We start from the raw sequence: 24,911 nt of genomic DNA, 5'->3' as shown, positions 1-24,911 counted from the left end.
GCAGCTCCTCATCGAGCGTGTTCGAGCAGATGACCGCATACTTATCAGACCACTCGACGGTTTCAACACCCTGCAGACGCGACTTTCCCGCCGTACAGGCAATAGTGGTCGGACCACCTTGCCGGTTAGACTGCGGCGCACCGGCAACAGGAGGAGCGGTGTGGACGAGACGGCGCCCCAGAAGGGCACGGTGACGCAGCGCGCCATCGAGCGCATCAAGGCGATGATCGCGGAGGGCCGTCTGGAGCCCGGCCAACGGCTGCCCACGGAGCGGGATCTCGCCGCCCAGCTGGGCATGTCCCGCAGCTCCATGCGCGAGGCGATCCGGGCCTTGACGGTGCTGGGCGTGCTGGAGGCCCGGCACGGCTCCGGCATCTACGTCACCCAGCTGGAGGCGGGTGACCTCCTGGAGACGTTCGGGGTGGTCGCCGACCTGTCCCGCGGGCCGCGGCTGGTGGAACTCCTGGAGGTGCGGCGGGTCCTGGAGTCGACGGCCACGGCGCTGGCGGCGGCGCGGATCACGGCCGGTCAGCTGGCCGAGGTGGAGGAACACCTGGCGGCGATGAACGCGACGGACGATCCCGAGGAGATCCTCGCGCACGATCTCGCGTTCCACCAGGTGATCGCCGGGGCCGCGGGGAACGGGACGATGGCCGCCATCCTGGAGGGGCTGTCGTCACGGACGTTCCGGGCCCGGGTGTGGCGGGGGTACGAGGAGGAGGGGGCGTTCGCGCGGACACGGCGGGAGCACGCCGCCATCCACCGGGCCCTCGCCGCCCGGGATCCGGAGGCGGCGAGGGCCGCGGCGGCCGCCCATGTGGGAGAGGTGGAGGAGTGGCTGCGCGCGCAGGTGGGGAGTTAGTCCGTCGGGTCGCGGGTGCGGGCAGGGGGCGAGTGCTCTCGACGTGGCGTCCGCGGGGCGGCAGAGTGCCCTTTCACACCGACGAGTAAGCCCCTTTCCGCACCCCTGGGAGTGCCCGTGACCAACTGGGTCGGCCGGACCGCCGCCGAGATCGCCGCCGCCGTACGGGAGAAGCGGGTCACCCCCAGGCAGGTGGTGGCCGGGCACCTGGAGCGAATCGCCCGGCTCGACGGACGGATCGGCGCCTTCCGGAAGGTCCGGGCGGACGCGGCGCTCGCCGAGGCGGACGAGGTCGCGGCCCGTGCCGACCTCGCCGAACTCCCCCTCGCAGGGGTGCCGTTGGCCGTGAAGGACAATCTCCCGGTGCGCGGCGAGGCACCCCGTGACGGTTCGGCGGCGACACCGGACACGCCCGCCGAGACCGACCACGTCACCGTGGCCCGGCTGCGGGCGGCGGGCGCGGTCGTCGTGGGTCTGACGCACGTGCCCGAGCTGTGTGTGTTCGGTACGACCGAGGGGGCCCACGGCAGCACCCGCAACCCCTGGGACACCACCCGCAGCGCCGGCGGCTCCTCGGGCGGCAGCGCCGCCGCGGTCGCCGCCGGGCTGGTGCCGGTCGCCGTGGGCAACGACGGCATGGGCTCGCTGCGCATCCCGGCGGCCAACTGCGGTCTGGTCACCATCAAGCCGGGGTTCGGGGTGGTACCGGCCGGGATCGGCCACGGCGACTGGTTCGGCATGTCGGAGAACGGGCCGCTGGCGACCACGGTCGAGGACGCCCGGCTGATGCTCTCGGTGCTGGCGGAGCAGGAGTTCGCGGGCTCCGGCGAGCGGCCGCCGCTGCGGATCGCGGTCTCGCGGCGCAGTCCGCTGGCCGGAGTGACGGTGAGCAGGTCGTACACGAACGCGGTGGCCGAGGCGGCGGGGCTGCTGGCGGGCGCCGGGCACCGGGTGCGGCGCGCCGAGCCGCCGTACCCGGCGTCCATCGGGGTCACCGCGCTTCGGCACTGGACGGCGGGCACGGCCGTGGACGCGGCGGACCTGGACCCCGCGCTGCTGGCGCGGCGGACCCGGGTGCACGCGGCGATAGGCCGCCGCTTCCTGCGCGGGGTGCGCGTGAGCGACTCCCGCGACCGGCTGCGCGCCCGCCTCGCCCCGTTCTTCGCCGAGTACGACCTGCTGCTCACCCCGGCGCTGGCCCGCCGCTCCCCCCTGGCTGCGCCGTGGCACGAGCGGGGCTGGTTGCGCAACGTCCTGGCCGGCACCACCCACTCGCCGTTCACCCCGGCCTGGAACCTCACCGGCTGGCCGGCGTTGTCGGTCCCGTTCGGCACCCTGCCCTCGGGTGCCCCGTGCGCCGTCCAGCTGGTGGGGCGGCCCGGTTCGGAGGCGGTGCTGCTGGACGTGGCCGGACAGGTGGAGACGCTCCGGCCGTGGCGGCGGACGGCACCGCTCGGCTGACGGCACCGCTCGGCTGACGGCACTGCTCGGCTGACGACCGGTTCAGAGGGCGCGGTACATGATGTGCAGGCCCACCGGTCCGTGTACGGGGTGGTCATAGGCCTGCGGGACCGTGCCGAGGATCGTGAAGCCGAGGGAGGTCCACAGGGCGACGGCGGGGTTGGTCTCGACGACGGCGTTGAAGACCATGGACCGGTAGCCGTGCGCCCGGGCCTCGGCGAGGACGTGCTCGGCGAGGGCTCGGCCGATGCCCTGGCCGCCGCGGTCGGGGTCGACCATGAAGCCCGCGTTGGCCACCCGGGCCCCGGGGCCTCCGTAGTTGGGGGTGAGATAGGCGGAGCCGACGACGTTGCCGCCGGGGTCCTCGGCGACGTAGACACGTTTCGCCGGGCTCATCCACAGGGCGCGGGCCTCCGTCTCCGAGGTGTCGGGGTCCCAGCCGTACGTATCGGCGGCGGCGACGATCCGGTGCCAGAAGGGCCAGATCTGCGGCCAGTCGGCCGCGGTTGCTTCTCTGATCAGCATGGGCGTGAGTCTCGCACGCCCATGCGCGTCGGTGATCGCGGGCGGACCGGTCGTCCGGTCAGTCCACGCTGGGCAGGATGTGGGGCTCGGCGAGGTCCTCTTCGTAACCCGCGAGGCGGATCGGGGCGGACCGGGCCCACACGTCGAGGCTGCCGAGCTGTCCCGACCGGCTGCCCGCGCCCTCGGTGCCCTGCGTGGGGCGCTGCTCGCGATTCGTCTTCTCCGGTGTCACCGCGCACTCCTTATGTGTCGGTCCCCCTCGGGGCGTACCGGACAGTCTGCGTTCCGGTGCTCGACGCCCGCTTGGGTCAAAGGCCAGTCGGACGCGGTGGCGCCGGTAACTCACAGGAGAGCAGGCTGTTGTCCGCCGGCTCGCCCCGGGACGGACCATGGGTGTGGGTGGGACCCCTTGCTGCTGTCCGTCCCCTACAGATTAACCAAATGAGCACGGGTCCGCTCGATAGGGAGTGCAAACAAGGTGTAACTATCGCGAGTCGCTCCGTACTCCGACGGCCCGGATAAGAACCTGTTCGTAACATAATGCCGTGTTTGCGAGAAGGCACCTCTGCCCGCAGGGGCTGCGCAGTTCAGGTTGCGTTGGCCGGGTCGAAAACTCGGACTGGTCCGATGGCGCAGGACAACGGCTGTCTCGCGGAAGGACTGACGCATGGAGCTGCGCAGCGTCGAGGAGCTGATGGATCTGCTGTACGCCTGCCGGTACCAGCGCGCACTGCGCACCGCGGCGCTGCTGCGCCGCGCCCGCCCCGCCGACAAGGAACTCCAGGTGGCGGGCCTGGTGCACGGGATCGGGGAGCTGCTGGGTTCCGCCGACGCCGCCGCCCACGCGGTACGGCACCTGCTCGGGGAGCGCGTCCACCACCTGGTGCGCGGGGACGGCGCCGCCACCGACGAGGACGTGCTGCGTCTGCGCCAGGCCGACGAGGAGAGCCGCACCGCCGGCTTCGACGCGGGCGTCCTGGAGGACTGGCGGACCGTCCTGGAACTGGTCTTGGCCCGCAACTCCCGCCTGGGGGCTGTCGACTGACGCTCCGTCATGAGACGGTACGGCGATGACGTCATCGCACGGACCGGCGCGCGGAGCGTCGTACGGGTTCCGGGGCAGGGCGGCCGTCGTCACCGGTGGCACGCGCGGGATCGGGCGCGCGGTCGCGGAGGCCTTCGCGGCGGCCGGGGCGCTGGTGTGCGTGAGCGCCCGCGACCCGGACGAGGTCCGGCGTACGGCCGCGGAGCTGGGTGGTGTCGGCCTGCCCGGCAATGTGGCCGACCCGGAGCACGCCCGGGAGCTGACCCGGCTGGCGCTCGCGGAGTTCGGCCGGCTGGACGTGCTGGTCAACAACGCGGCCACCAACCGGCCGTACGGACCGCTCATGCACGCCGACCTCGGCATGTGGCGGGACGCGTTCACGGTGAACGTCGAGGCCCCGCTGCGGCTGACCCAGTGCGCCTGGCGGGGCTGGATGCGGGAGCACGGCGGCGCGGTGGTCAACATCTGCACGGAGGGCGCGGCGCACGTGGGGCCGGACGTGGGGGCGTACGGCACCAGCAAGGCGGCGCTGCTCCATCTCACCCAGCAGCTGGCCGGGGAACTGGCGCCCCGGGTGCGGGTGAACTCGGTGTCGCCGGGGCTGGTGCGCACGGAGATGGCGCGGTTCATGTGGGAGCCGCGGGAGCGGGAGATCGCGACGGGGCTGCCGATGGGCAGGATCGGCGAGCCGCAGGACGTGGCGCGGGCCGTGCTGTGGCTGGCGTCGGACGCCGCGGAGTGGGTGACCGGGGCCGACGTGGTGGTGGACGGCGGCACCAGGGTGCGAGCGGCACGCCCGGCCGGCTGACGACCCGGGTGCCGCCCGCAGTGCTGCCGGAGGTCACCACTTGCCGGGTGCGTAGTCCTTCAGGAAGACCCCGTACACGTCCTCGCCCTCCTCGCCGCGCACGATCGGGTCGTAGACCCGGGCCGCGCCGTCGACCAGGTCGAGCGGTGCGTGGAAGCCCTCCTCGGCCAGCCGCAGCTTGTCGAAGTGCGGGCGTTCGTCGGTGATCCAGCCGGTGTCGACGGAGGTCATGAGGATGCCGTCGGACTCGAACATCTCCGCCGCGCTGGTCCGGGTGACCATGTTCATGGCCGCCTTGGCCGCGTTGGTGTTCGGGTGCCCGGCGCCCTTGTAGCCACGGCCGAAGACGCCCTCCATCGCGGAGACGTTGACGACGTACGACCGGCCGCGCGCCGCCTTCTTCGCGGCGTCGGCCATGGCCGGGCGCAGCGCGCTGATCAGGATGAACGGCGAAGTGTAGTTGCAGAGCTGGGTCTCCAGGAGCTCCACCGGGGAGATCTGGTCGATGGTCTGCACCCAGGTGTTGGTCTCGACGACGTCCGGGACGAGGCCGCCCGCGTCGATGGCGGTGCCGTCGAGGTGCCGGGCGACGCTGGCGTTGCCCGCGACGAGCGCGAGGTCGGCGACCTTCTGTGCGTCGAGGCCGCTGGCGCCGACGGGGAGCGCGGCGATGCCGTCCACGGCGCCCGAGTTGAAGGCGCCGATGACGTGGTGGGTGGGGAGTTCGCCGGCGGGCAGCGGGGCGCTCTCGCCCTCGACCAGGGCCGCGTACGCGGAGGGCAGCCGACGTACGGTCTGGGTCGCGTTGTTGATCAGGATGTCCAGCGGGCCCGCCGCGGTGACCTGCTCCGCGAGGGCCACGGCCTGGGCGGGGTCGCGCAGGTCGATGCCGACGACCTCCAGGCGGTGCAGCCAGTCCGCGGAGTCCTCCATCGCCTTGAAGCGGCGGATGGCGTCCTTCGGGAAGCGGGTGGTGATCGTGGTGTGCGCGCCGTCGCGCAGCAGCCGCAGCGCGATGTACATGCCGATCTTGGCGCGGCCGCCGGTGAGCAGGGCGCGCTTGCCGGTCAGGTCGGCACGGGCGTCGCGCTTGGTGCGGTTCAGGACCGCGCAGTCCGGACAGAGCTGGTGGTAGAAGTAGTCGACCTCGACGTAGCGGGTCTTGCAGGTGTAGCAGGAGCGCGGGCGCTGGAGTATCCCGGCGACCCGGCCCTCGCCGGTCCGCGAGGACGGCAGCAGGCCCTCGGTCTCGTCGTCGATGCGCTGGGCGGAGCCGGTCGCGGTGGCCTCGGTGACCGCCTTGTCGTGGGCGGTCTTGGCGGCCCGCCGCTCCTGGCGCCGGCGCTGCTTGACCGTGCGGTAGACGCCTGCCGTGGCCCGGCGCACCGCGATGGCGTCCGGGTGGTCGACCTCCAGCCTGTCCAGTTCCTCCAGGACGCTGAGGCAGACGGCGAGCCGCTCGGGGTCGATGCCGGGACCGTGGGCGATCGCGTCCACCGCGTCCACCGCGTCCTCGGCCGCCGGGCCGTCCTGTGTCACCGTCATCGCGCCGCCGCTTCCCTGATCCACCAGCGGCGCGCCACTCGCGCCCGCTTTCGAACAGGGAATTTTACGGAGCAGCGGCCCGAGGACCAAACCCGCCCGACCCCGGCGCCCGAGCGCCCCCGCGCGGGCCGCGGAGGCCGCTCGGTATCCCGCATCCGCCCGCGGCACCGCTCGGCACCGCCGTCCTTCGCGAGAGCGCCGGTCGGCGGCCCCGGCCGGAAGGCCGGGGCCCGGGAGCTTCGCCGCTCGGCCTGCGCCCGGGGGCCGGGCTCCCTCAGCGGTCGCACACCTCCTTCAGGGAGTCCACCTCGTCGGTCACCGCGCGGGCGAGCACGTCGAGGTCGGGGACGGCCGCCGCGTCGGCCACCAGGCCGTAGTGGACCTGGTTGCGGTAGGTGGAGACGGCGACGGCGAGGGACTGGCCGGGCGCGAGCGGGGCCAGCGGGTAGACGGCGGTGAGCGGGTGGCCGCCCAGGCGCAGCCCGAGGCCGGGCAGCGGCACGCTGGTGACCAGGATGTCGAACCAGAGCCGGGCGGCCTGGCCGACGAGCGGCCCGCCGAGCCGGTGCCCGAGCGCCGGCACGTGGTCGGCGAGCAGGGCGACGGCACCGGCGCCCCGGTTGGGGCCGGCGTCCTTGTTGCGGACCATCGCCGTGCGGACGCGGTCGAGGCGGGCGAGCGGGTCGGGGTTGTCGACCGGAAGCCGTATCAGGTACCCGGACAGCCGGTTGCCCTGGGGGGTGGCGCTGCGCGGACGGCGCCTGGAGACCGGGATCAGGGCCCGCGGGGCGACGCCCGCGGTGCCGTCGCCCCGCTCCTCCAGCCAGCGGCGCAGCGCCCCGGCGACGACGGCGATGAGCACGTCGTTGACGGTGCCGCCGACGGCCTTGCGGACCCGGTGCACGTCGTCGATGTCGAGGTCGACCCCGGCGATGCTGCGGGTGCCGGTGGGTTCGGACCGCAGCGCGGTGGACGAGCTCACACCGAGCGCGGACAGGGCGACGGAGGCACCGATGTCCAGGGCCCGGCCCACGTCCGAGAGGGCGCCGCGCACCAGCTCGGGCATCCTGCGCACGTCGGGCAGGGCCAGCATCGGACGGGGGGCCTCGATGGGCCGGGGGGAGCGCTCGGGCAGGTCGAGCGGGTCCATGACACCGGCGGCCAGTTTGAGGGCGCGCAGCCCGTCGGCGAGGGCGTGGTGGAACTTGAACAGCACCGCGAAGGACACCCCGTCCTCGCCGGGCAGCACATGCGCCTCCCACGGCGGCCGGCCGCGCTCCAGCGGACGTTCCATCAGCCGGCCCGCGACCGCCTGGAAGTCGCCGGTGGGGGCGTGCAGCCGGACGTGGTCGAGGGGGTCGAAGTCCGGGTCGGTCTCGCGGGCGGCGCCGCCGAAGGCCAGCGGCTGCCAGACGTCCCTGATGCGCATGCGCAGGCCGGGCACGGCGGCGGCACGGGCCGCGAGCAGGTCGGCGGCGTGCGCACCGGCTGTCGGCGAGTGCGCCGAGAACACGCCGAGCGCGCCGAGGTGCATCGGGTGCCGGTCGGACTCGATGTTCCAAAAGGCCAGATCGAGAGGGGCGAGCAGGTCAGCAGTCGCAGTCATCAAAGGGACGCCTCGCGTCGACGGAGGGTGGATCAGCAGTCAAACGCCGACACCTGATTACGGTCAAGTACGATCACGCTACGCTCAGTTAACAGCAGATTAAGTCCCGCCTCCACCGAAAGAGGCGGGAGTCAAGGGACGGCTGAGGTCACCTCAGCGCCGGTGGCGCCGCCTCGGGTGACGTACCCCACTCCGACGGGCGCGGGCCGACCGTGAACGCCAGCGACCGCAGGGAGCGCAGCGAACCGTTCGTCAGGTAGGTGCGGCCGTAGTCGGATCCGTCCCGGCGGGCCCGCTGGATGTAGCGGTCCGTGGCGGAGGTGCCGGGCGCGGTCACCGTGAAGCCGCCGCTCGGCCACCAGCGGCGGTCGAGGTGGACGTCGACGCGGTCGAAGACGGGCGTGGACAGGCCCCAGGTGCCGTACCCCGGCTGGACCGGGAAGAGCCCGATGGAGGACAGCACGTTCCAAGCGGACATGGTGCCCAGGTCGTCGTTGCCGGTCATCCCGGTCGGCCCGTCCGTGAACAGGGTCAGGGCCGCGTGCACCACGTCGGTGGTCTGCCAGGGCCGGCCGGTGGAGAGGTAGGTGTAGGGGGCGATGAGGTCGGGCTCGTTCATCGGGTTGTAGACGGCCGCGTTGTAGTAGGTGTACGCGTCGCCGTGCACCCAGACCTCGCGGGCGGTCCTGACGGGATCGGCGAGCAGCTTGTCGTAGGCGAAGAAGGAGTCGAGCCGCCGGTTGGTGGCGTCCGCGCCGCCGATCAGGGAGATCACGCCGGGCAGGTCCTGCGGGACGAGCCACTGGTACTGCCAGGCGGTGCCCTCGTGGAAGCCGATGCCGCGCGCCGGGTCGGGGTCGCCGGTGAAGAGGCCCTGGCCGTCGCGGGCGCGGAAGAAGCCGGTGGAGGGGTCGAAGACGTTGCGGTAGTTCTGCGCCCGGGTGGCGTAGCGGGCCGCGTCCGCGGTGTGGCCGAGGTCCCGGGCCATCTGGCCGAGCATCGCGTCGGAGAGGGCGTACTCCAGGGTGACGGAGGCACCGTGGTCGTAGTCGGAGTCGCCGGCCTTGGCGTGCGGGCGGCCCTTGAGGTAGGGGGCGAAGCCGTTCGCCAGGTACTCGGCGTTGGCCTCGCGGCCGATGCCGGGGTTGGCGGCGGGCGGCACGCCGTCGGCGTTCTTCTTCAGCGCCCGGTAGGCCCGCTCCTCGTACCCCTTGAGCAGGCCCGCCTGGTAGGCCGTGGTCAGGAAGGGGGTGACCGGGTCGCCGGTCATGATGTTCGTCTCGACCGTGCCGTAGCCCCAGCGGGGCAGCCAGCCGCCCTCCTCGTCGATCTTCAGCACCGACAGGGCCATGTCGCGGGCCTCACGCGGCGCGAGCAGGGCGAGCAGTTGGGCCTGGGTGCGGTAGGTGTCCCAGAGCGACCAGTTCTGGTAGTAGGTGAAGCCCCTGGCCCGGTGGATACGGCGGTCCCAGCCGGTGTAGCGGCCGTCGGCGTCCTCGCCGACGTTCGGCGCGAGGAAGCTGCGGTACAGGGACGAGTAGAAGGTGCGGCGGAGGGTGGGACCGCCGCCGCCGACGCGGACGCCGGCGAGCCGCCGCTCCCAGGCGTCGCGGGCCTGCCGTCGCACCGTGTCGAACGAACGGCCGCCTTCCGCGCGGAGGTTGGCCTCGGCACCACGCGCGTCGACGTACGACAGGGCGGTGGTCGCCTCGACGGTACGGTCCCCGGTGGTGTCGAAGCGGACGTAGGCCCCGTCGGTGCCGGTCCGGGAGCCGGGGGTGACCGCCGTGCCGTGCCAGGTGCCGTAGGCGGTGAAGGGGCGGCTGAAGCGGGTGACCGTGTAGACGGTGTAGGGGGCGGTGTCCCGGCAGAAGCCGTGCCCGGTGATCCTGGTGCGGACGGTGTGGTCGTCGAGGATCTCGACCTCGCTGCTCACCGGCCTGTGCAGCGCCTGGGCCGCGTTGAGCAGGACGTTCGCCCTGCCGGTGGCCGGGAAGGTGTAACGCTGGACGCCGGTGCGGGCGGTGGCCGTCAGCTCGGCCCGGACACCGGAGTCGAGACCGACGCGGTAGTAGCCGGGGCTCGCCTGCTCGTCGGCGTGGCTGAACCCGGCGGCGTACCGGGCGTAGTCCGTCTGGGTGACGTCCCCGGTGGTCGGCAGCACGGGCAGGTCGCCGCCGATGGCACAGCCCACGCCCGAGAGGTGGACCAGGGAGAAGCCGCGGATCCGATGCTGGGAGTAGTCGTAGCCGGTGCTGTGCCCGGTGTCCGGGGAGAGCTGCACCATGCCGAAGGGCACGGCCGCGCCGGGGAAGGTGTTGCCCTCGTCCTGGCTGCCGATGAAGGGGTTCACCAGGTCGGCGAGGTGGCCGTCGGCCGGGTCGGCGGCTCCCGCGGCGGGGGCGGTGAACAGCGCGGACGCTGTCAGCACCCCGGCGACGCACAGCCGTGTGCGCCGGGTCCCTCTCATGTCGATGACCTCCGAAGTTCGACATCGCTGTCTGCATCGTGAGGGGGAAAGACCGCAAAGCCCGGCAAATAGGGGTTTTCACGTCCGGCGCGTCGCATACGAGTTGGGCCCGGCGCGCACGGCGCCGGGCCCGCTGCGGATCCGTGACTACGAGACCAGCTGCCCCTTCCCGAGGGCGATGACCCCGCCCTTGGAGACGGTGTACAGCTCGGCGTCCCGCTCCGGGTTGACGCCTATCGTGGCGCCGGGCGGTACCTCCACGTTCTTGTCGAGGACCGCGCCGCGCACCACCGCGCCCCGGCCCACGACCACGTTGTCGTGCAGTATCGACCCCTGGACCACTGCACCCGGATCGACGCGCACGCCCGGTGACAGCACGGACCGGGTGACCTGGCCGCGGATCAGGCAGCCCGCGCTGATGATCGACTCGCTGGCCATCCCGCCGGCGTTGAAACGGGCCGGCGAGAGCTGGTTGGAGTGGGTGTAGATGGGCCAGTTGCGGTTGAAGAGGTTGAAGGCCGGGCGCTCCGCGATCAGGTCCATGTGCGCGTCGTAGTACGCGTCGAGGGTGCCGACGTCGCGCCAGTAGCCGCGGTCCCGACTGGTCTCGCCGGGGATGTGGTTGGTGCCGAAGTCGTAGAGCTGGGCCTCGCCGCGGGCGGTGAGCTGGGGCAGGATCGAACCGCCCATGTCGTGCACCGAGTCGTCGTCCTCGGCGTCCCGGTGCAGCGACTCGATCAGGGCCTTGGTGGTGAAGATGTAGTTGCCCATGGAGGCGAACACGGTGTCGGGGGCGTCCGGCAGGCCGGGCGGGTCGGCCGGCTTCTCCAGGAAGGTCTCTATCGTCCGGCCGTCCGAGCCGGGCGTGATCACCCCGAACGCCGAGGACTCGCCGCGCGGGACCCGGATGCCCGCCACCGTGACCCCGGCACCGCCGTCGATGTGCTGCTGGAGCATCTGCCGGGGGTCCATCCGGTAGACGTGGTCCGCGCCGAACACCGCCACGTACTCCGGCTGTTCGTCGTTGACGAGGTTGAGGGACTGCAGGAGGGCGTCGGCGCTGCCCAGGTACCAGCGCGGGCCGAGCCGCTGCTGGGCCGGGACCGGGGTGACGTAGTTGCCGAGCAGGCTGGACATCCGCCAGGTGGTGGTGATGTGCCGGTCCAGCGAGTGCGACTTGTACTGGGTCAGCACGCAGATGCGCAGCACGTCCGCGTTGACCAGGTTGGACAGGACGAAGTCGACCAGGCGGTAGGTCCCGCCGAAGGTGACAGCTGGTTTGGCCCGGTCCGCGGTCAGCGGCATCAGGCGTTTGCCCTCTCCGCCGGCCAGTACGATCCCGAGTACCGAAGGTCCACCACGACGCATGGCCGCTCCCCTCACCCTGGTGCTCCATGCCTGCCCTGGGAGCACATCCGCTAAGCCTGCACCGTGATCACGTCGAACAGGCGGCTTGTTCGTTACGGCTGTTCGAGGATCTCTGCTCACGCCCGCGCCGATCACACCTGCTTCAGGACCTCCTCGTACAGCAGGACCGTGCGTCTGGCCACCGCGTCCCAGCCGAACTCGCCCACCGCCCGCCGCCGTCCGGCCGCACCCATCCGCCGGGCGGTCTCCCGGTCGCCCACCACCGTGTCCAGCGCCCGCGCGAGATGCGCCTCGAAGTCGTCGTCGAGATCGACCAGCAGGCCGGTCTCGCCGTCCTCGACGACCTCGGGGATGCCGCCGACCCGGGACGCCACCACGGGTGTGCCGCAGGCCATCGCCTCCAGGTTGACGATGCCGAGCGGCTCGTACACCGAGGGACAGGCGAACACGGCGGCATGGGTGAGCAGTTGGATGACGTCCGCGCGCGGCAGCATCTGGGGGATCCAGTGCACGCCCTCGCGGACCCGGCCGAGCTCCTCGAAGAGCTCGCGGAACTCCCGGTCGATCTCCGGCGTGTCGGGCGCCCCGGCGCACAGCACGACCTGCGCCGCGGGGTCGATGTCCCGTACGGCGCGCAGCAGGTGCGGCACGCCCTTCTGGCGGGTGATCCGGCCGACGAAGAGCACGTAGGGACGGCTCGGGTCGATGCCGTTGCGGGTGAGCACGTCGGTGCCGTGGTCCGGCCGGTACAGGGCGGTGTCGATGCCGTTGTGCACGACGTGGACCCTCGCCGGGTCGAGGGCCGGGTAGCAGCCGAGGATGTCCTCACGCATGGCCCCGGAGACGGCGATCACGGCGTCGGCGGCCTCGATCGCGCTGCGCTCCGCCCAGCTGGACAGCGCGTACCCGCCGCCGAGTTGCTCGGCCTTCCAGGGCCGCAGCGGCTCCAGGGAGTGCGCGGTCACCACGTGCGGGACGCCGTACAGCATCTTGGCCACGTGACCGGCGAGGTTGGCGTACCAGGTGTGGGAGTGGACGAGTTCGCGGCCTTCGAGTCCCGCGGCCATGGCGAGGTCCACGGAGAAGGTGCGCAGCGCGTCGTTGGCGGTGTCCAGGGCGGACCAGGGCCGGTGCCGGACCACGCCGTCGCCGCGGCCCTCGCCCCAGCAGTGCACCTCCAGGTCGACCAGGGGCCGCAACTCCCGGGCGAGGAACTCCACGTGAACACCAGCACCGCCGTACACGTCCGGGGGGTACTCCCGGGTCAGCAGTCCGACTCGCACCCGCAACCCCTCGCTCTTGACGCCCGGTTGGTCCATGGTCACCCAGAAGCGGCGCGCGGGGAAGGGCGCGGCGGTTGTGTGAAACAACAGTCACCGCAGATCCCGCCGCCCGGTACCCGGTAGTAGAGGCAGCAGCTGCGGCGGCGGAAGGACAGTCCGGAGCGGGTGCCGGTGAGGCGCAGCCGGGGGTGCGCGAACAGGGCCGCGGCGAGGGCGCGGGCGCGGTGCGCGAGGTCCGCGTCCCCGTCGGCGCGCGCCCGGCGGTCCAGTTCGCGGGCGGCGCCGGCCAGCGCCGAGCCCGCGTTGCCCCACAACAGGCCGGCGGCGACGCCGTAGCGGGCGCGCAGGGCCGCGGCCAGGGGTTCGAGGTGGCCGTGCACGACGGCGTCCACCAGGGTGGCCGGTTCGGCGCCGCCGGGCAGCGCGCGTACTTCGGTGAGCCAGAGGTCGTCCGGGGCGGTGGCGCCGGTGTCCCAGCGGAGCAGGCGGGGGTGCAGGTCGGGCAGGCGGCCGTACCGGGCGGCGCAGCCGAGGGCCACGGACCAGAGCCGGGCGGCCAGCGCCTGGTGGGCGATGGAGGCGGCGACCCTGGGCTCGGGGGCCCGCAGCCGCTCCCCGACCGTGCCGACGCGGTGGGTGAGGGAATCGTGGCTGCCGTCCGGTCCGGTTCCCGCGCCGGGCCGCTCGCAGGGCGCGTCGCAGGCCCCGTTGCAGGCCCCGTTGTAGGCGCTCGCGAGGGTCGGCAGCGCGTCGGGCCGTGCCGCCGCGGTGTCCGCGGGCACTGCGGGCACCGTCCGCAGGACGAAGAAGCCGCCGAGCGGACGGAGCGCGGCGAGATCGGGGTCCAGGTCCACGGACAGCAGTAGTACCAGGAGTGTTGGGCCACCGGCCGTCCGGCCCTCCACCCGGCGTCACCCACCCTGGGGATGGTCGGGGTCCTTTCCTACTCCATCGGCAGTACGACGCATTCGGTGCTCAGGTACGACGACGGGAAGCAGCCGGGCGGGCAGAGTGTTGTTCATGGAAGCAGACCGATCACCGCGTGGGGCCGACCGGCCGCGCATGACGCAGAGGAGCCGGGCATGAGCGCCCTCGCGTTGTCCGTGTTGCTCTCCTTCGTCTCCGCCGTCGCCTACGCGGGCGGAGCGATCGTGCAGGAGCAGGTCGCGGTCTCCTCCCCCGACGAGCAGTACGCGCCGCTGCGCCGCCCGAGCTGGTGGGGCGCGATGGCGCTCAACGGCCTCGGCGGTCTGCTGCACGTCGTGGCTCTGGCCTACGGCCCGCTGAGCCTGGTCCAGCCGCTGGGCGCGCTCACCATCGTGTTCGCGCTGCCCATGGCGGCGCTGTTCGTGGGCCGGGAGGCCGGGGCGACCGCCTGGCGCGGGGCGATCATGGCCACCGTGGGCCTCGCCGGTCTGCTCTCCCTGGTCGGTTCCTCCGACTCGCACGCCCTCGACTCCGCGGGGCGGATCGGGGTCGCGCTGGTCACCGGCGGGGCGGTGGTCGCGCTGATGATCGCGGGGCGGGCCGCGCACCGTCATCCGGCGGTGCGCAGTGTGCTGCTGGCCACGGCGTCCGGCATCGCCTTCGGCATGTCCTCGGTGTTCACCAAGGTGGTGGCGATCGACTGGGACGGCGGGATCGCCCCGGCCGACGCGGTCTGGCTGGCGGTGATCGGCGCCTACGCCGTGGCGGGCGTGATGATCTCCCAGGCCTCCTACCGGGGTGGTGGCCTCGCCGCGCCGCTGGCCACGCTGACCGTGGTCAACCCCGTGCTGGCGGCGGCGGTCGGCATCAGCATGTTCGGTGAGGCGTTCCGCTACGGCGCGACCGGCACGCTGCTGGCACTGGGCTGCGGTGTGCTCGCCGCGGGTGGCCTGATCCTGCTGACGACCGAACGCATCGAGAGCACCCCGCACCCGGCCCCCACGCCCCCGCTGCCCGCCTCCGCCCCCACGACGCCCCCCGAGCCCCTGGTCGAGGCACTGACGGAACTGGCGGAAAAGGGTCTGGCGGACGTCGGCCCGGCCGGAGCGGGCCTGGCGGTGGCCGGCCGGACGGAGACGGGGTCGGCCGACGGCGTGGAGGCGGAAGCGGGACCGGCGGTGGTCGGGCCCGCCGGGACGGGACTTGCCGTGGTCGACGGGGCCGCGACGGGCCAGGCGGACGATGGCTTGACGGGAGCGTGCCTGGCGGTGGCAGGGCGGACGGAGACGGGGTCGGCCGACGGCGTGGGGGCGGAGGCAGGCCTGGTGGTCGTCGTCCCGGAGGGGACCGGGCCGGTGGAGGCCGGTCTGAGCGGGACCGGGCCGGCCGAGGGCGGTGCGGCGGGAGCGCGGACCGTGGACGCCGGTCTCGTGCCGGAGGAGGGCGGTGCGGGCGCGGGGCGGCCGGTGTCCGGCGGGCTCGTCGGCGGCGAGGCGGGTTCACCCGCGGTCACGATGCCGCAGCAGCGCACGGCGTCCGCGGCGGACGTGGCCGACGTCCTGCTGCCCGCCGCCGACTACGTGCACGGCGCCCTGCTGGACCGGCGCCGTACGCGCGTCCCATCCGTCAAATCCTGACGCCACCGGCCCGGAGATAGGCGACCGGGTCGATGTCCGAGCCGAAGCCGGGCCCCGTCCGCACCTCGAAGTGCAGATGCGGGCCCGTGGTGTTCCCGGTGGAGCCCGAGCGCCCTATCCGCTGGCCCGTGGCGACACTCTGCCCGGCCCGCACGGAGATGGCCGAGAGATGGCCGTACTGGGAGTAGCGGCCGTCGGCGTGCCGGATCACCACCTGGTAGCCGTACGAGCCGCCCCAGCCCGCCGTGACGACCTCCCCGGCCTCGACCGCCCTGACCGAGGTGCCGGTGGGGGCGAGGAAGTCGACGCCGGTGTGGTAGCCCTTCGACCAGTGCGAGCCGAGCGCGTGGTACGGCGTGCCGATCGGGGCGTCGACCGGGGCGACGAGGGAGTGCCCGGTGTGCGTGGGGGTCTTCCTCGCCTCGGTTTTCGTCCGGCTCTTCGCCGCCGGCTTCGCCTTGGCCTTCCGCTTCGCCTCGGCCCCGCCGACCGGCTGCTCCGCCCTGGCGGCCCGGCCGGTCAGGCTCAGCCGCTGCCCCGGCAGGATCAGGTCGGGGTCCGCGCCGACCGTCGCGCGGTTGGCGGCGTACAGCCGGTGCCAGCCGCCGGCCACGTCGTGTTCGTCGGCGATCCCGGAGAGCGTGTCGCCGCGCACCACGGTGTACATCTCGGCCTTGCCCGCCCGGGATTGCGGCGTGGTCCCCGGGTGCACGTCCCGCACCGAGCTCTTGACGGGTCGGGTGCGGGCACTGTCGGTGTGCGTGCCCCCGGCGTTCCCGGTCCCGGCGTGCGTACCCCCGGCGTGCGTGCTCCCGGTGTGCACGTCGGGTGCGCCGCCGTCGCGGGTGAGACCGCCCCGTACCGAGCAGACCGGCCAGGCGCCCGGCCCCTGCCCGTCGAGCACCTTCTCCGCGACGGCGATCTGCTGGTCCCTGGTCGCGAGGTCGGCCCGCGGCGCGTACCGGGTGCCCCCGTACGCCTCCCAGGTGGACTGGGTGAACTGGAGCCCGCCGTAATAGCCGTTGCCGGTGTTGATGTGCCAGTCGCCGCTGGACTCGCAGGCGGCGACCTTCTCCCAGGTGGTCACCGAGGCCGCCGTGGCGGTCCCGGCGGCGGCGAGCGGGATCGCGAGTCCGGCGCCGCCCGCCGTGACGGTGAGCGAGGCCCGGTTGATCCTGTTCGGCTGGTACCGGCGGTGCCGGCCGCGTTCGGCCATGTCTGGAGCCCCCTCGCCACGCGCATCAGGAAGGGCCAAAAGTAAGCGCCCCGAACAGGCCATGACAAGGCTGCAATCAGCCGCCTCCCGTCCCGCAGGACACGGCCGCCCCTTCGCGAAGCGGCCGACGGACAGACCGACTTGACGCGCCGTCGGCCGCACGGTTCCCCGCGACGGCCCCGGTACGGCGTTTCACGTGGTTACTGAGGCGTCGGCCCCGTGCCGTCCGTATCTGCGTGTGCGGCCGGTCGGACGGCGAGTCAGGATGGCCTTTGGGCAATACTGGCGGCACGGGGGCGGCAGCACCTTTTGCACGTTCTACAAGATCGACTCGATCTTTGAGGAGCAGGCGGTATGAGCACTTCGGCGCAGATCGGCGTCACGGGTCTCGCGGTCATGGGCCGCAACCTCGCCCGGAACTTCGCGCGCAACGGCTACACGGTGGCGTTGCACAACCGCACGGTGTCGAAGACACGCGAGCTGGTGGAGAACTTCGGGGACGAGGGCGACTTCATCGCGGCCGAGACGGCGAAGGAGTTCGTCCAGGCGCTGGAACGCCCGCGCCGACTGGTCATCATGGTCAAGGCGGGCGGCCCCACGGACGCGGTGATCGAGGAGTTCGCCCCGCTCCTGGAGCCCGGCGACATGATCATCGACGGTGGCAACGCGCACTTCGCCGACACGCGGCGACGCGAGAAGGCGCTGCGGGAGCAGGGCATCCACTTCGTCGGCATGGGCGTCTCCGGCGGCGAGGAGGGCGCGCTGCACGGACCGAGCATCATGCCGGGCGGCCCGAAGGAGTCGTACGACTCGCTGGGCCCGATGCTGGAGAAGATCTCGGCGAAGGCGGCGGACGGCGCGCCCTGCGTCACGCACTGCGGCCCCGACGGCGCCGGGCACTTCGTGAAGATGGTGCACAACGGCATCGAGTACGCCGACATGCAGCTGATCGGCGAGGCGTACCAGCTGCTGCGCGACGTCGCCGGGTACTCCCCCCGGCAGATCGCGGAGATCTTCCGCACCTGGAACACCGGCCGGCTCGACTCGTACCTGATCGAGATCACGGCCGAGGTGCTGGCCCACGTGGACGCGGCGACCGGGAAGCCGTTCGTGGACGTGGTGGTGGACCAGGCCGAGCAGAAGGGCACCGGCCGCTGGACCGTCCAGATCGCCCTCGACCTGGGCGTGCCGGTGTCGGGCATCGCCGAGGCGGTGTTCGCGCGTTCCCTGTCCGGCCATGCCGACCTGCGCGCCGCCTCCCGCGAGCTGGCCGGCCCGAAGCCGACGCCGCTGTCCGAGGCCGAGGCGGCGGCGTTCGCCGACCGGGTGGAGCAGGCGCTGTACGCGTCGAAGATCGTGTCGTACACGCAGGGCTTCCACGAGATCCAGGCGGGCAGCGACGAGTACGACTGGAACATCGACCTCGGTGCGGTCTCCGCGATCTGGCGGGGCGGCTGCATCATCCGGGCGGCGTTCCTCGACCGGATCCGCGCGGCCTACGACGCCCGCGCCGACCTGCCCAGCCTGCTGTCCGACGAGACGTTCGCCCGGGAGATCGCCGACGCCCAGGACGACTGGCGTGAGGTGATCATCGCGGCGACCCGGCAGGGGGTGGCGGTGCCCGGCTTCTCGGCGGCGCTGGCGTACTACGACGCGCTGCGGGCGGAGCGGCTGCCCGCGGCTCTCACCCAGGGCCAGCGGGACTTCTTCGGGGCGCACACGTACCGCAGGGTGGACCGGGAGGGGTCGTTCCACACGCTGTGGGGCGGGGACCGCAGCGAGGTCGGCGCGTAGGACCGATGTCGGGGCGCGGGTGAGCAGCGGTTTCGCGGCTCACCCGCGCCCTTCGCGTTGTCCGGGGCCCGCGTGGTCCGAGGCGCGTCAGGTGAGGGGCGGCCCTGGTTCCGGGCTGGGCGTCGGCTCCGGGCCGGGTGGCACCGGGGACGGGGCGGGACCGGGCGGCGGCGGTGCCGGGGCCGGGTCAGGACCCGGGGACGGCGGGGTGGGGCCGGGGCCCGGCGGCGACGGCGTGGGCGCCGGTTCCGGGCCCGGCGGCGGTTGCGGGTCGGGGACCGGACTGGGATACGGGTCCGGAGGCTGGGGGCCCGGCCCGGGCGGGGGGCCCGGTGGTACGGGGTCGGGCTGCGGGTTCGTCATGGTGTCCTCCGCCAGTGGCTCGATGTCACCTCTGGTGTACTGCCCACGCGTACCCGGCCCGGCCTCGCGCACTCACCCCGGTGGCGGTCACCCTCGCGGCACACACCGCCCGCGCCGCCGCCTCGGGGAGGTTCAGAAGCGGCCGGGGTGGGCCACCAGCCACTCCTTGGCCGCGCGCAGCAGCTCGGGGTCGGGCGTGGGGGCGACCTCCGGGTGGCGTTCGGCCCACCTGACGACGTACGGGCAGAGCGGGGCCACCGGGGTGTCCTCGCGCTCGGAGATCGCGTACAGCTCGCGGGCGAGCGAGCCCGCGATGCCCTTGCCCTCGTGTTCCGGTTCCACGATGGTGTGCACGGGCACGAGGGCCCGGGAGGGCGACTCCAGCACGAAGTACTCGATGCGGCCGACGACGTCGCCGCCGGCGACCGCCTCAAGACGGCCGGCCTGCCGGTCGTCGCGGATCTCGATGTCGCTCATGTCGCCCTCCTGGTCCGCCGGTCAGACCGATACGGCCTGCGGGCTGCGCTCCTGGTCCGAGCCCGGTACCGGCTCGGACGGGTCGGCACCGAGCGCCACGATCCGGTTGTCGCGGTCGACGTGCACGACCCGCGGCCGAAACGTACGCGCCTCGGCGTCGGTGACCTGAGCGTAGCTGATGATGATCACCAGGTCGCCGGGGTGGACGAGGTGGGCGGCGGCACCGTTGATCCCGACGACCCCCGAGCCCCGCTCGCCCTCGATGACGTAGGTCTCCAGTCGGGCCCCGTTGGTGATGTCGACGATGTGGACCAGCTCACCGGGAAGCAGGTCGGCGGCGTCGAGCAGGTCGGCGTCGATGGTCACCGATCCCACGTAGTGCAGGTCGGCCTGGGTGACGGTGGCGCGGTGGATCTTCGACTTGAACATGGTGCGAAACATGAGGAGACTCCCGATTCGTCCTGCTCCCTGCCTGCTTCTGCAGGTCAAGGGCGATGGTCGGAGGCTACAACGTTTCGCATGTGCGGTCAGCCGTAGCCGGGGAACCGGCCGAGCCCACCGGTTCAGCCGGTGTCAGTGGGTCCCGGCATGATCGCGGCATGACTCCTTCGATCGTGGAAGAACTCGTTCTCCGGACGGCCGCGAGGCACGGCGTTCCCGGGCCGGTCGCACAGGAGCTGCTCGCCGGCTCCCGACCGTGCCTCCATCTGGTGCCGTTCCAGGGCCTGACGCCCGCTCAGCGGGAAGAGGCCCGTCCTGCCGCGCGCACGGGGGGCCTCCCCTCCCTGCCGGACGGCGTCGACTGGCCCGCCGGGCGGAAGCCTCTGGTGCTGACCGTCGATTGCGCGGCGCTCCCCGGTGAAGCCCTGGACATCGAGCTGCCGTCCGACGGGAGCCTGCTGTTCTTCACCGAGATCGAGTACGAGCCGGAGTCGTCGGTGGTGCTCCACGTTCCCGCCGGCGTGCCGACCACGGAACGCTCGGCGACGTACGAGCTCGACGGGGAGCCGGAGCAGGTCAGGGTCTACCAGCCGGGTGTGCTGTATCCGGTGCCGGGACTGACCGTCTCTCCCGATTGGCGCGACGCCCCGGCGACCAGCGCGTTCCTGGACGGTGGCGCGGACCGGGACGACGTCCTGGACGATTTCGAGGACGCCGTGCGGAGAGCGGCGGCAGACGGCGCCTCACACGGAGTCGCCGTCCAGCTGGGCGGTTTCTCCAGCCCCTGGCAGTCGGCTCCGGACGAGGGCGATCTCGTCCTCCTGGCGCAGATACACGGGCAGTCGATCGACCTCGACGTCTACACGCAGACCCTGATCACCGGCACCCGCGAGGACATGGCAGGGCGCCGGTACGAGGCATTGGAGTTCGAGCAGCAGGTCTGAACACTCACCGGTTTCCGGCGGGGGAAAGGAAAAGGTGTGCGGAGCCTTCGGGCTTTTCCACGGCGGGCGGTCAGCAGCGCACCCACACCTGCCGCGCGTCGCGGCAGGTGAGGGCGTCGGATTCGATCGGCGTCGGCTTGCCCACGGTGGTGTTATCAAGGGTGTATGGAGGCATTCTCCGAACGCCCTCTGAGCCCCCAAGGTCATCCGCCCGTCGGCCGCTCGCGCAAAGGTCGCGCTTCCCGGATCGACCTGCGCAGTGCGGCCGGCCAGGTGTTCCTCCTCCAGGTCGTCATCGTGGTCCTGCTGGTGGTGGCCGCGGTGGTGGGCATGGTGCTCCAGGCGGCGAGTGACGCTCTGCAGCAAGGGCGACGGGAGTCGGTCATCGCGGCCCAGTCGTTCGCGAGTGCCCCTGGCGTGGCCGCGGCACTGCAGGGCCGGGACCCCTCAGCGGTGCTCCAGCCGCGAGCCGAGGCGGCGCGCAAGCGCACCGGCATGGATTTCGTCATCGTCATGAACACGAAGGGGATTCGTTACACCTACCCCTATCCGCAGGAGATCGGGAAGAAGTTCGTCGGCGTCATCGCACCGGCACTGCAGGGCCGTACCGTCATCGAGCAGGCCGGTGGGCCGCCTCTGCCCGCGGGCCGGGGGACGGACGTGCAGGCGGTGGTCCCGGTGACCGACGCGCGCGGCAAGGTGGTCGGCCTGGTCTCCGCCGGAATCACCGTCAAGAACGTGATGGGGCTGTGGCTGCCGCAGCTGCCGATCATCATGGCCAGCGGCGCGGTCGCGCTGGCGCTGGCCATGACGGGAACGACGCTGGTGTCCCGGCGGCTGCGGCGGCAGACCTTTGGCCTGGCTCCGCTGGAGCTGGCCCAGCTGTACGAGCACCATGACGCGGTCCTGCACGCGGTGCGGGAAGGGGTGCTGATCACCGGCGCCGACGGACGGCTGCTGTTGGCGAACGACGAGGCGACGCGGCTTCTCGGACTGCCGGCTGACGTGCGGGGGCGCTCGGTGCGGGAGCTGGGACTGTCGGAGCCGGTCATGAGCCTGCTGTCGTCGCGGGAGGAGGTCACCGACGAGGTGCTTCGCGCGGGGGACCGACTGCTGGCGGTGAACAAGCGGCCGACGTACCCGCAGGACGGCCGGGGAGGCAGCGTGGTGACCCTCCGGGACACCACGGAGCTGGCGGAGATCTCGGGTCGGGCCGAGGTCTCGCGGGAGCGGCTGAAGCTGCTGTACGAGGCCGGGGTGCGGATCGGGACGACGCTGGATGTGAGGCGTACGGCCCAGGAACTGACCGACGTGGCGGCGCCGCAGTTCGCCGACCTCGTGACGGTGGATCTGCTCGACGCGGTGCTGCGGGGGTGGGAGCCGACGGCGGAGGGCTGGCGGCATCTGCGCCGGGCGGCGATCGGCGGCGAACAGCGGATGACGCCGGTGTATCCGCTGGACGAAGTGATCGCGTTCTCGCCCCGCACCCCGCAGATGCGGACGCTGCAGGAGGGGCGGGGGATGCTGGAGACAGACCTGCGCCGGTCGGACGGCTGGCGGGAACAGGACCCGGAGCGCGCCCGGAAGGCCCTGGAGGGCGGGCTGCGGTCGCTGGTGGCCGTACCGCTGCGGGCGCGGAACGTACCGCTGGGCGTGGCGAACTTCTACCGGATGGCGGATTCTCCTGCGTTCGATCCGGAGGATCTCGCTTTCGCGGAGGAACTGGCCGTACGGGCGGCGGTGGCCATCGACAACGCCCGGCGGTTCACCCGGGAGCACACGATGGCGGTGGCGCTGCAGCGCAGTCTGCTGCCGCGTGGACAGCCGGAGCAGGACGCGCTGGAGGTGGCCTGGCGGTATCTGCCCTCGGAGGCGGGGGTGGGCGGGGACTGGTTCGACGTCATCCCGCTTCCGGGCGCGCGCGTGGCCCTGGTGATGGGTGACGTCGTCGGTCACGGGCTGCACGCGGCGGCGACGATGGGTCGGCTGCGCACCGCCGTGCACAACTTCTCCACCCTGGACCTCCCCGTGGACGAGGTGCTCGGGAACCTGGACGACCTGGTCGTGCGCATGGACAACGAGAAGAACAGGGGTGATGCCGTGGACGGCCAGGAAGGGGAGGGAGTGACCGGAGCGACCTGTCTGTACGCGGTGTACGACCCGGTGGCGGGGACGTGCACGACGGCCCGTGCGGGACACCCGGAACCGGTGCTGGTGCGCCCGGACGGGACGGTCACCTGCCTTGGTGTGCCGGTCTCGGCGCCCCTGGGTCTGGGCGGCTACCCCTTCGAGAGCGTCGAGGTGTCCCTGCCGGCGGGTTCACAGCTGGTGCTGTACACCGACGGCCTGGTGGAGAACCGCGCCCACGATGTCGACGTCGGGATGGAGAGGCTGCGCCGCGCTCTGGGCGGGTCCGGGACACGCACTCCGGAGGAGACGTGCCAGGCGGTGTTCGACGCGCTGAAGCCGTCACGCCCCTCCGACGACATCGCGCTGCTGGCGGCACGTACCCGGATGTTCCCGCGCTCGCGCATGGCCGAATGGGACGTGTCGCCCGATCCGGCGTTGGTTCCCTCGGTGCGGGCGCGCTGCAGGGAGACGTTGCTGGAGTGGGGACTGGAGGAGACCGGATTCGCCACGGAGCTGATCGTCAGCGAGCTGGTCACGAACGCGATCCGGTACGGCTCGCCGCCGATCGGCGTGCGGCTGTTGCACGGACGCTGCCTGATCTGCGAGGTCTCGGACGGCAGCGGTACCTCGCCGCGCCTGCGGCGGGCGGCGGCCACGGACGAAGGCGGGCGGGGGCTCTTTCTCGTGGCGCAGTTCGCGCAGCGATGGGGAACGCGGTACACGACCCGCGGCAAGGTCATCTGGACGGAGCAGCTTCTTCACGACGGCGAACCCGGCGCCTCGGGCGTCGCACCGGTCGATTTCCTCCTCGACCAGTTCGACCTCGACCAGTCCGCTGATCCCGGTGTGTGAGCCTTCCGGGTCAGCGCAGGTGGGCCGCGTCGAGCAGGACCGTCACGGTGGGAGCGACCAGCCCGGTGGGCGTGTCCGCCTTGATTCCCGCGCGGGCGCTGACGCCGTCGAAGACCAGGGTCAGCTGCCTGGCCAGCAGATCGGGGTCGCTCGCGCCACCCCGTTCGGCCTCGGCGCGGAAGAAGGCGGTCAGGCTCTCCTTGACCCGGTGGGCCACCCGGCTCGCCGGGTGGTCCTGGTCCTTGAGCTCGATCTGCACGGCGAGGTACCGGCAGCCCAGGAAGTCCGGCGCACCCGCCTGCGACGCCAGCCGGTCGAAGACGTGCATGATCCGCTCGCGGGGCGGGCGGCCGTCGTCCTTCGGCGGCAGGAGCGTCTCCGCGTAGGCGGCGGCGCGTTCCTCCAGGCTCGCCGCCAGCAGTTCGTCCTTGCTCTCGAACAACTGGTACATGGAGCGCTTCGACACCCCCGCCGCCTTGCACAGCGCGTCGACGCCGATGCCGACGCCGTCTCGGTACGTGAGGGTGGCTGCCGCCTCCAGCAGCCGCTGCCGGGAGCTTGGCTTCGCGTCGGTGGTCATGGCGCGAGGGTAACGCGATTCCGACCCCATGGAAACCGACCGGTTTACGACCCTGGCCGCAGCCAGATCGGATTTACTGAAGATTGATTGAACAGTCCAGACTGATAAACCTAGTGTTAGTAGATATGGAAACGGATGAGACCTCCCGGCTGGCCTCCGAACTGCGGCTCACGCTCGGGCGGGTGACGCGGCGGCTGCGGCAGGCCCATGCCGTCGGGGACATCTCGCTCTCCGGGGTGTCCGTGCTCGCGCGCCTCGCCGCCGACGGCCCCGACTCCCCCACCGCGCTCGCCGAGATGGAGCGGGTCCGGCCGCAGGCCATGGCCAGCACCCTCGCCCAGCTCGAACAGCGCGGTCTGGTGGGCCGTACCCCCGACGCCGCGGACGGGCGGCGGAGCATCGTGGCCGTCACCGAGGACGGGCGGGCGGTGCTCGCCGAGCGGCGCTCGGAGTCCGTGCAACGGCTCGCGACGGTGATCGACGAGCTCTCGGCCGCGGAACGGGCGGCCCTCGCGACGGCCCTGCCCGTGCTCGGACGTCTGGCGGAACGGCTGTGAGCGCGCGGACGCCCTCCGGC

General features: G+C 72.6%; 21 protein-coding genes. 9 read left to right on the top strand and 12 right to left on the bottom strand.

The window, feature by feature from the left end; all coding sequences use genetic code 11:
* The first annotated feature begins 160 nt into the window (after positions 1–160).
* Complete coding sequence (locus AB0G52_RS16290; RefSeq protein ID WP_132887974.1) at positions 161–862, top strand: FCD domain-containing protein; 702 nt, start codon at positions 161–163, stop codon at positions 860–862.
* A 117-nt stretch (positions 863–979) separates the two neighbouring features.
* Positions 980–2,323, top strand: a complete 1,344-nt coding sequence (locus AB0G52_RS16285; RefSeq protein WP_361336964.1) for an amidase family protein — start codon at positions 980–982, stop codon at positions 2,321–2,323.
* Between the two features lie 42 nt (positions 2,324–2,365).
* Here AB0G52_RS16285 and AB0G52_RS16280 read toward each other — a convergent pair whose 3' ends face one another.
* Entirely contained in the window at positions 2,366–2,848 is a 483-nt protein-coding gene (locus AB0G52_RS16280) for a GNAT family N-acetyltransferase (protein ID WP_361336962.1), read from the bottom strand.
* Between the two features lie 58 nt (positions 2,849–2,906).
* Entirely contained in the window at positions 2,907–3,080 is a 174-nt protein-coding gene (locus AB0G52_RS16275; protein WP_165939296.1) for a hypothetical protein, read from the bottom strand.
* Positions 3,081–3,515: 435 nt separating this feature from the next.
* Here AB0G52_RS16275 and AB0G52_RS16270 point away from each other — a divergent pair, with 435 nt between their 5' ends.
* Positions 3,516–3,893 carry a hypothetical protein gene (locus tag AB0G52_RS16270; protein WP_132887971.1) on the top strand — a complete coding sequence of 126 codons (378 nt, stop codon included), beginning with the start codon at positions 3,516–3,518 and terminating at the stop codon, positions 3,891–3,893.
* Positions 3,894–3,918: 25 nt separating this feature from the next.
* Positions 3,919–4,701, top strand: a complete 783-nt coding sequence (locus tag AB0G52_RS16265; protein WP_132887970.1) for an SDR family oxidoreductase — start codon at positions 3,919–3,921, stop codon at positions 4,699–4,701.
* A 33-nt stretch (positions 4,702–4,734) separates the two neighbouring features.
* Here AB0G52_RS16265 and AB0G52_RS16260 read toward each other — a convergent pair whose 3' ends face one another.
* From AB0G52_RS16260 to AB0G52_RS16235, 6 genes are all read right to left on the bottom strand, one after another.
* Complete coding sequence (locus AB0G52_RS16260) at positions 4,735–6,246, bottom strand: SDR family NAD(P)-dependent oxidoreductase (RefSeq protein ID WP_132887969.1); 1,512 nt, start codon at positions 6,244–6,246, stop codon at positions 4,735–4,737.
* A gap of 274 nt (positions 6,247–6,520) precedes the next feature.
* Positions 6,521–7,852, bottom strand: a complete 1,332-nt coding sequence (locus AB0G52_RS16255) for a wax ester/triacylglycerol synthase family O-acyltransferase (protein ID WP_132887968.1) — start codon at positions 7,850–7,852, stop codon at positions 6,521–6,523.
* Positions 7,853–8,000: 148 nt separating this feature from the next.
* Positions 8,001–10,322, bottom strand: coding sequence for a GH92 family glycosyl hydrolase (locus AB0G52_RS16250; RefSeq protein WP_361336959.1), 2,322 nt, complete (start codon positions 10,320–10,322; stop codon positions 8,001–8,003).
* A 147-nt stretch (positions 10,323–10,469) separates the two neighbouring features.
* Positions 10,470–11,690 carry a glucose-1-phosphate adenylyltransferase gene (gene glgC, locus AB0G52_RS16245; protein WP_132887966.1) on the bottom strand — a complete coding sequence of 407 codons (1,221 nt, stop codon included), beginning with the start codon at positions 11,688–11,690 and terminating at the stop codon, positions 10,470–10,472.
* 131 nt (positions 11,691–11,821) lie between these two features.
* On the bottom strand, positions 11,822–12,973 hold the full coding sequence (glgA, locus tag AB0G52_RS16240) for a glycogen synthase (RefSeq protein ID WP_132888158.1): 1,152 nt from the start codon (positions 12,971–12,973) through the stop codon (positions 11,822–11,824).
* Between the two features lie 38 nt (positions 12,974–13,011).
* Positions 13,012–13,827 carry an IucA/IucC family C-terminal-domain containing protein gene (locus AB0G52_RS16235; RefSeq protein WP_361336957.1) on the bottom strand — a complete coding sequence of 272 codons (816 nt, stop codon included), beginning with the start codon at positions 13,825–13,827 and terminating at the stop codon, positions 13,012–13,014.
* Positions 13,828–14,055: 228 nt separating this feature from the next.
* Between AB0G52_RS16235 and AB0G52_RS16230 the strand changes: the two genes are divergently transcribed.
* The gene (locus AB0G52_RS16230; protein WP_361336956.1) at positions 14,056–15,537 is read left to right on the top strand and encodes a DMT family transporter; all 1,482 of its coding nucleotides are present in this window, start codon (positions 14,056–14,058) and stop codon (positions 15,535–15,537) included.
* Here AB0G52_RS16230 and AB0G52_RS16225 read toward each other — a convergent pair.
* Positions 15,527–16,753 carry a transglycosylase family protein gene (locus tag AB0G52_RS16225; RefSeq protein WP_132887964.1) on the bottom strand — a complete coding sequence of 409 codons (1,227 nt, stop codon included), beginning with the start codon at positions 16,751–16,753 and terminating at the stop codon, positions 15,527–15,529. The two genes, AB0G52_RS16230 and AB0G52_RS16225, sit on opposite strands and share 11 nt — an antisense overlap.
* A 354-nt stretch (positions 16,754–17,107) precedes the next feature.
* Here AB0G52_RS16225 and gndA point away from each other — a divergent pair, with 354 nt between their 5' ends.
* A complete protein-coding gene (gene gndA, locus AB0G52_RS16220) occupies positions 17,108–18,547 on the top strand; it encodes an NADP-dependent phosphogluconate dehydrogenase (protein WP_132887963.1) in 1,440 nt (479 codons plus the stop codon).
* Between the two features lie 495 nt (positions 18,548–19,042).
* Here gndA and AB0G52_RS16215 read toward each other — a convergent pair whose 3' ends face one another.
* The gene (locus tag AB0G52_RS16215) at positions 19,043–19,387 is read right to left on the bottom strand and encodes a GNAT family N-acetyltransferase (protein WP_132887962.1); all 345 of its coding nucleotides are present in this window, start codon (positions 19,385–19,387) and stop codon (positions 19,043–19,045) included.
* Between the two features lie 21 nt (positions 19,388–19,408).
* On the bottom strand, positions 19,409–19,828 hold the full coding sequence (panD, locus tag AB0G52_RS16210) for an aspartate 1-decarboxylase (protein WP_132887961.1): 420 nt from the start codon (positions 19,826–19,828) through the stop codon (positions 19,409–19,411).
* Between the two features lie 158 nt (positions 19,829–19,986).
* Here panD and AB0G52_RS16205 point away from each other — a divergent pair, with 158 nt between their 5' ends.
* Together AB0G52_RS16205 and AB0G52_RS16200 are read left to right on the top strand one after the other, a co-directional pair.
* Positions 19,987–20,772 (top strand): DUF1963 domain-containing protein, encoded by a 786-nt coding sequence (locus AB0G52_RS16205; protein ID WP_361336953.1) that lies wholly within the window; start codon positions 19,987–19,989, stop codon positions 20,770–20,772.
* A 165-nt stretch (positions 20,773–20,937) separates the two neighbouring features.
* On the top strand, positions 20,938–23,754 hold the full coding sequence (locus tag AB0G52_RS16200; protein WP_361336951.1) for a SpoIIE family protein phosphatase: 2,817 nt from the start codon (positions 20,938–20,940) through the stop codon (positions 23,752–23,754).
* 10 nt (positions 23,755–23,764) lie between these two features.
* Here AB0G52_RS16200 and AB0G52_RS16195 read toward each other — a convergent pair whose 3' ends face one another.
* The gene (locus AB0G52_RS16195; RefSeq protein ID WP_132887958.1) at positions 23,765–24,334 is read right to left on the bottom strand and encodes a TetR/AcrR family transcriptional regulator; all 570 of its coding nucleotides are present in this window, start codon (positions 24,332–24,334) and stop codon (positions 23,765–23,767) included.
* Between the two features lie 125 nt (positions 24,335–24,459).
* Between AB0G52_RS16195 and AB0G52_RS16190 the strand changes: the two genes are divergently transcribed.
* Positions 24,460–24,891 carry a MarR family transcriptional regulator gene (locus AB0G52_RS16190; RefSeq protein ID WP_132887957.1) on the top strand — a complete coding sequence of 144 codons (432 nt, stop codon included), beginning with the start codon at positions 24,460–24,462 and terminating at the stop codon, positions 24,889–24,891.
* Positions 24,892–24,911: the final 20 nt, after the last annotated feature.

It is taken from the genome of Streptomyces sp. NPDC021562, from assembly GCF_040640875.1.
GTDB lineage: Bacteria > Actinomycetota > Actinomycetes > Streptomycetales > Streptomycetaceae > Streptomyces.
Note: the sequence above shows the minus strand (reverse complement) of the source record. Positions and strands in the feature narration are given on the sequence as shown.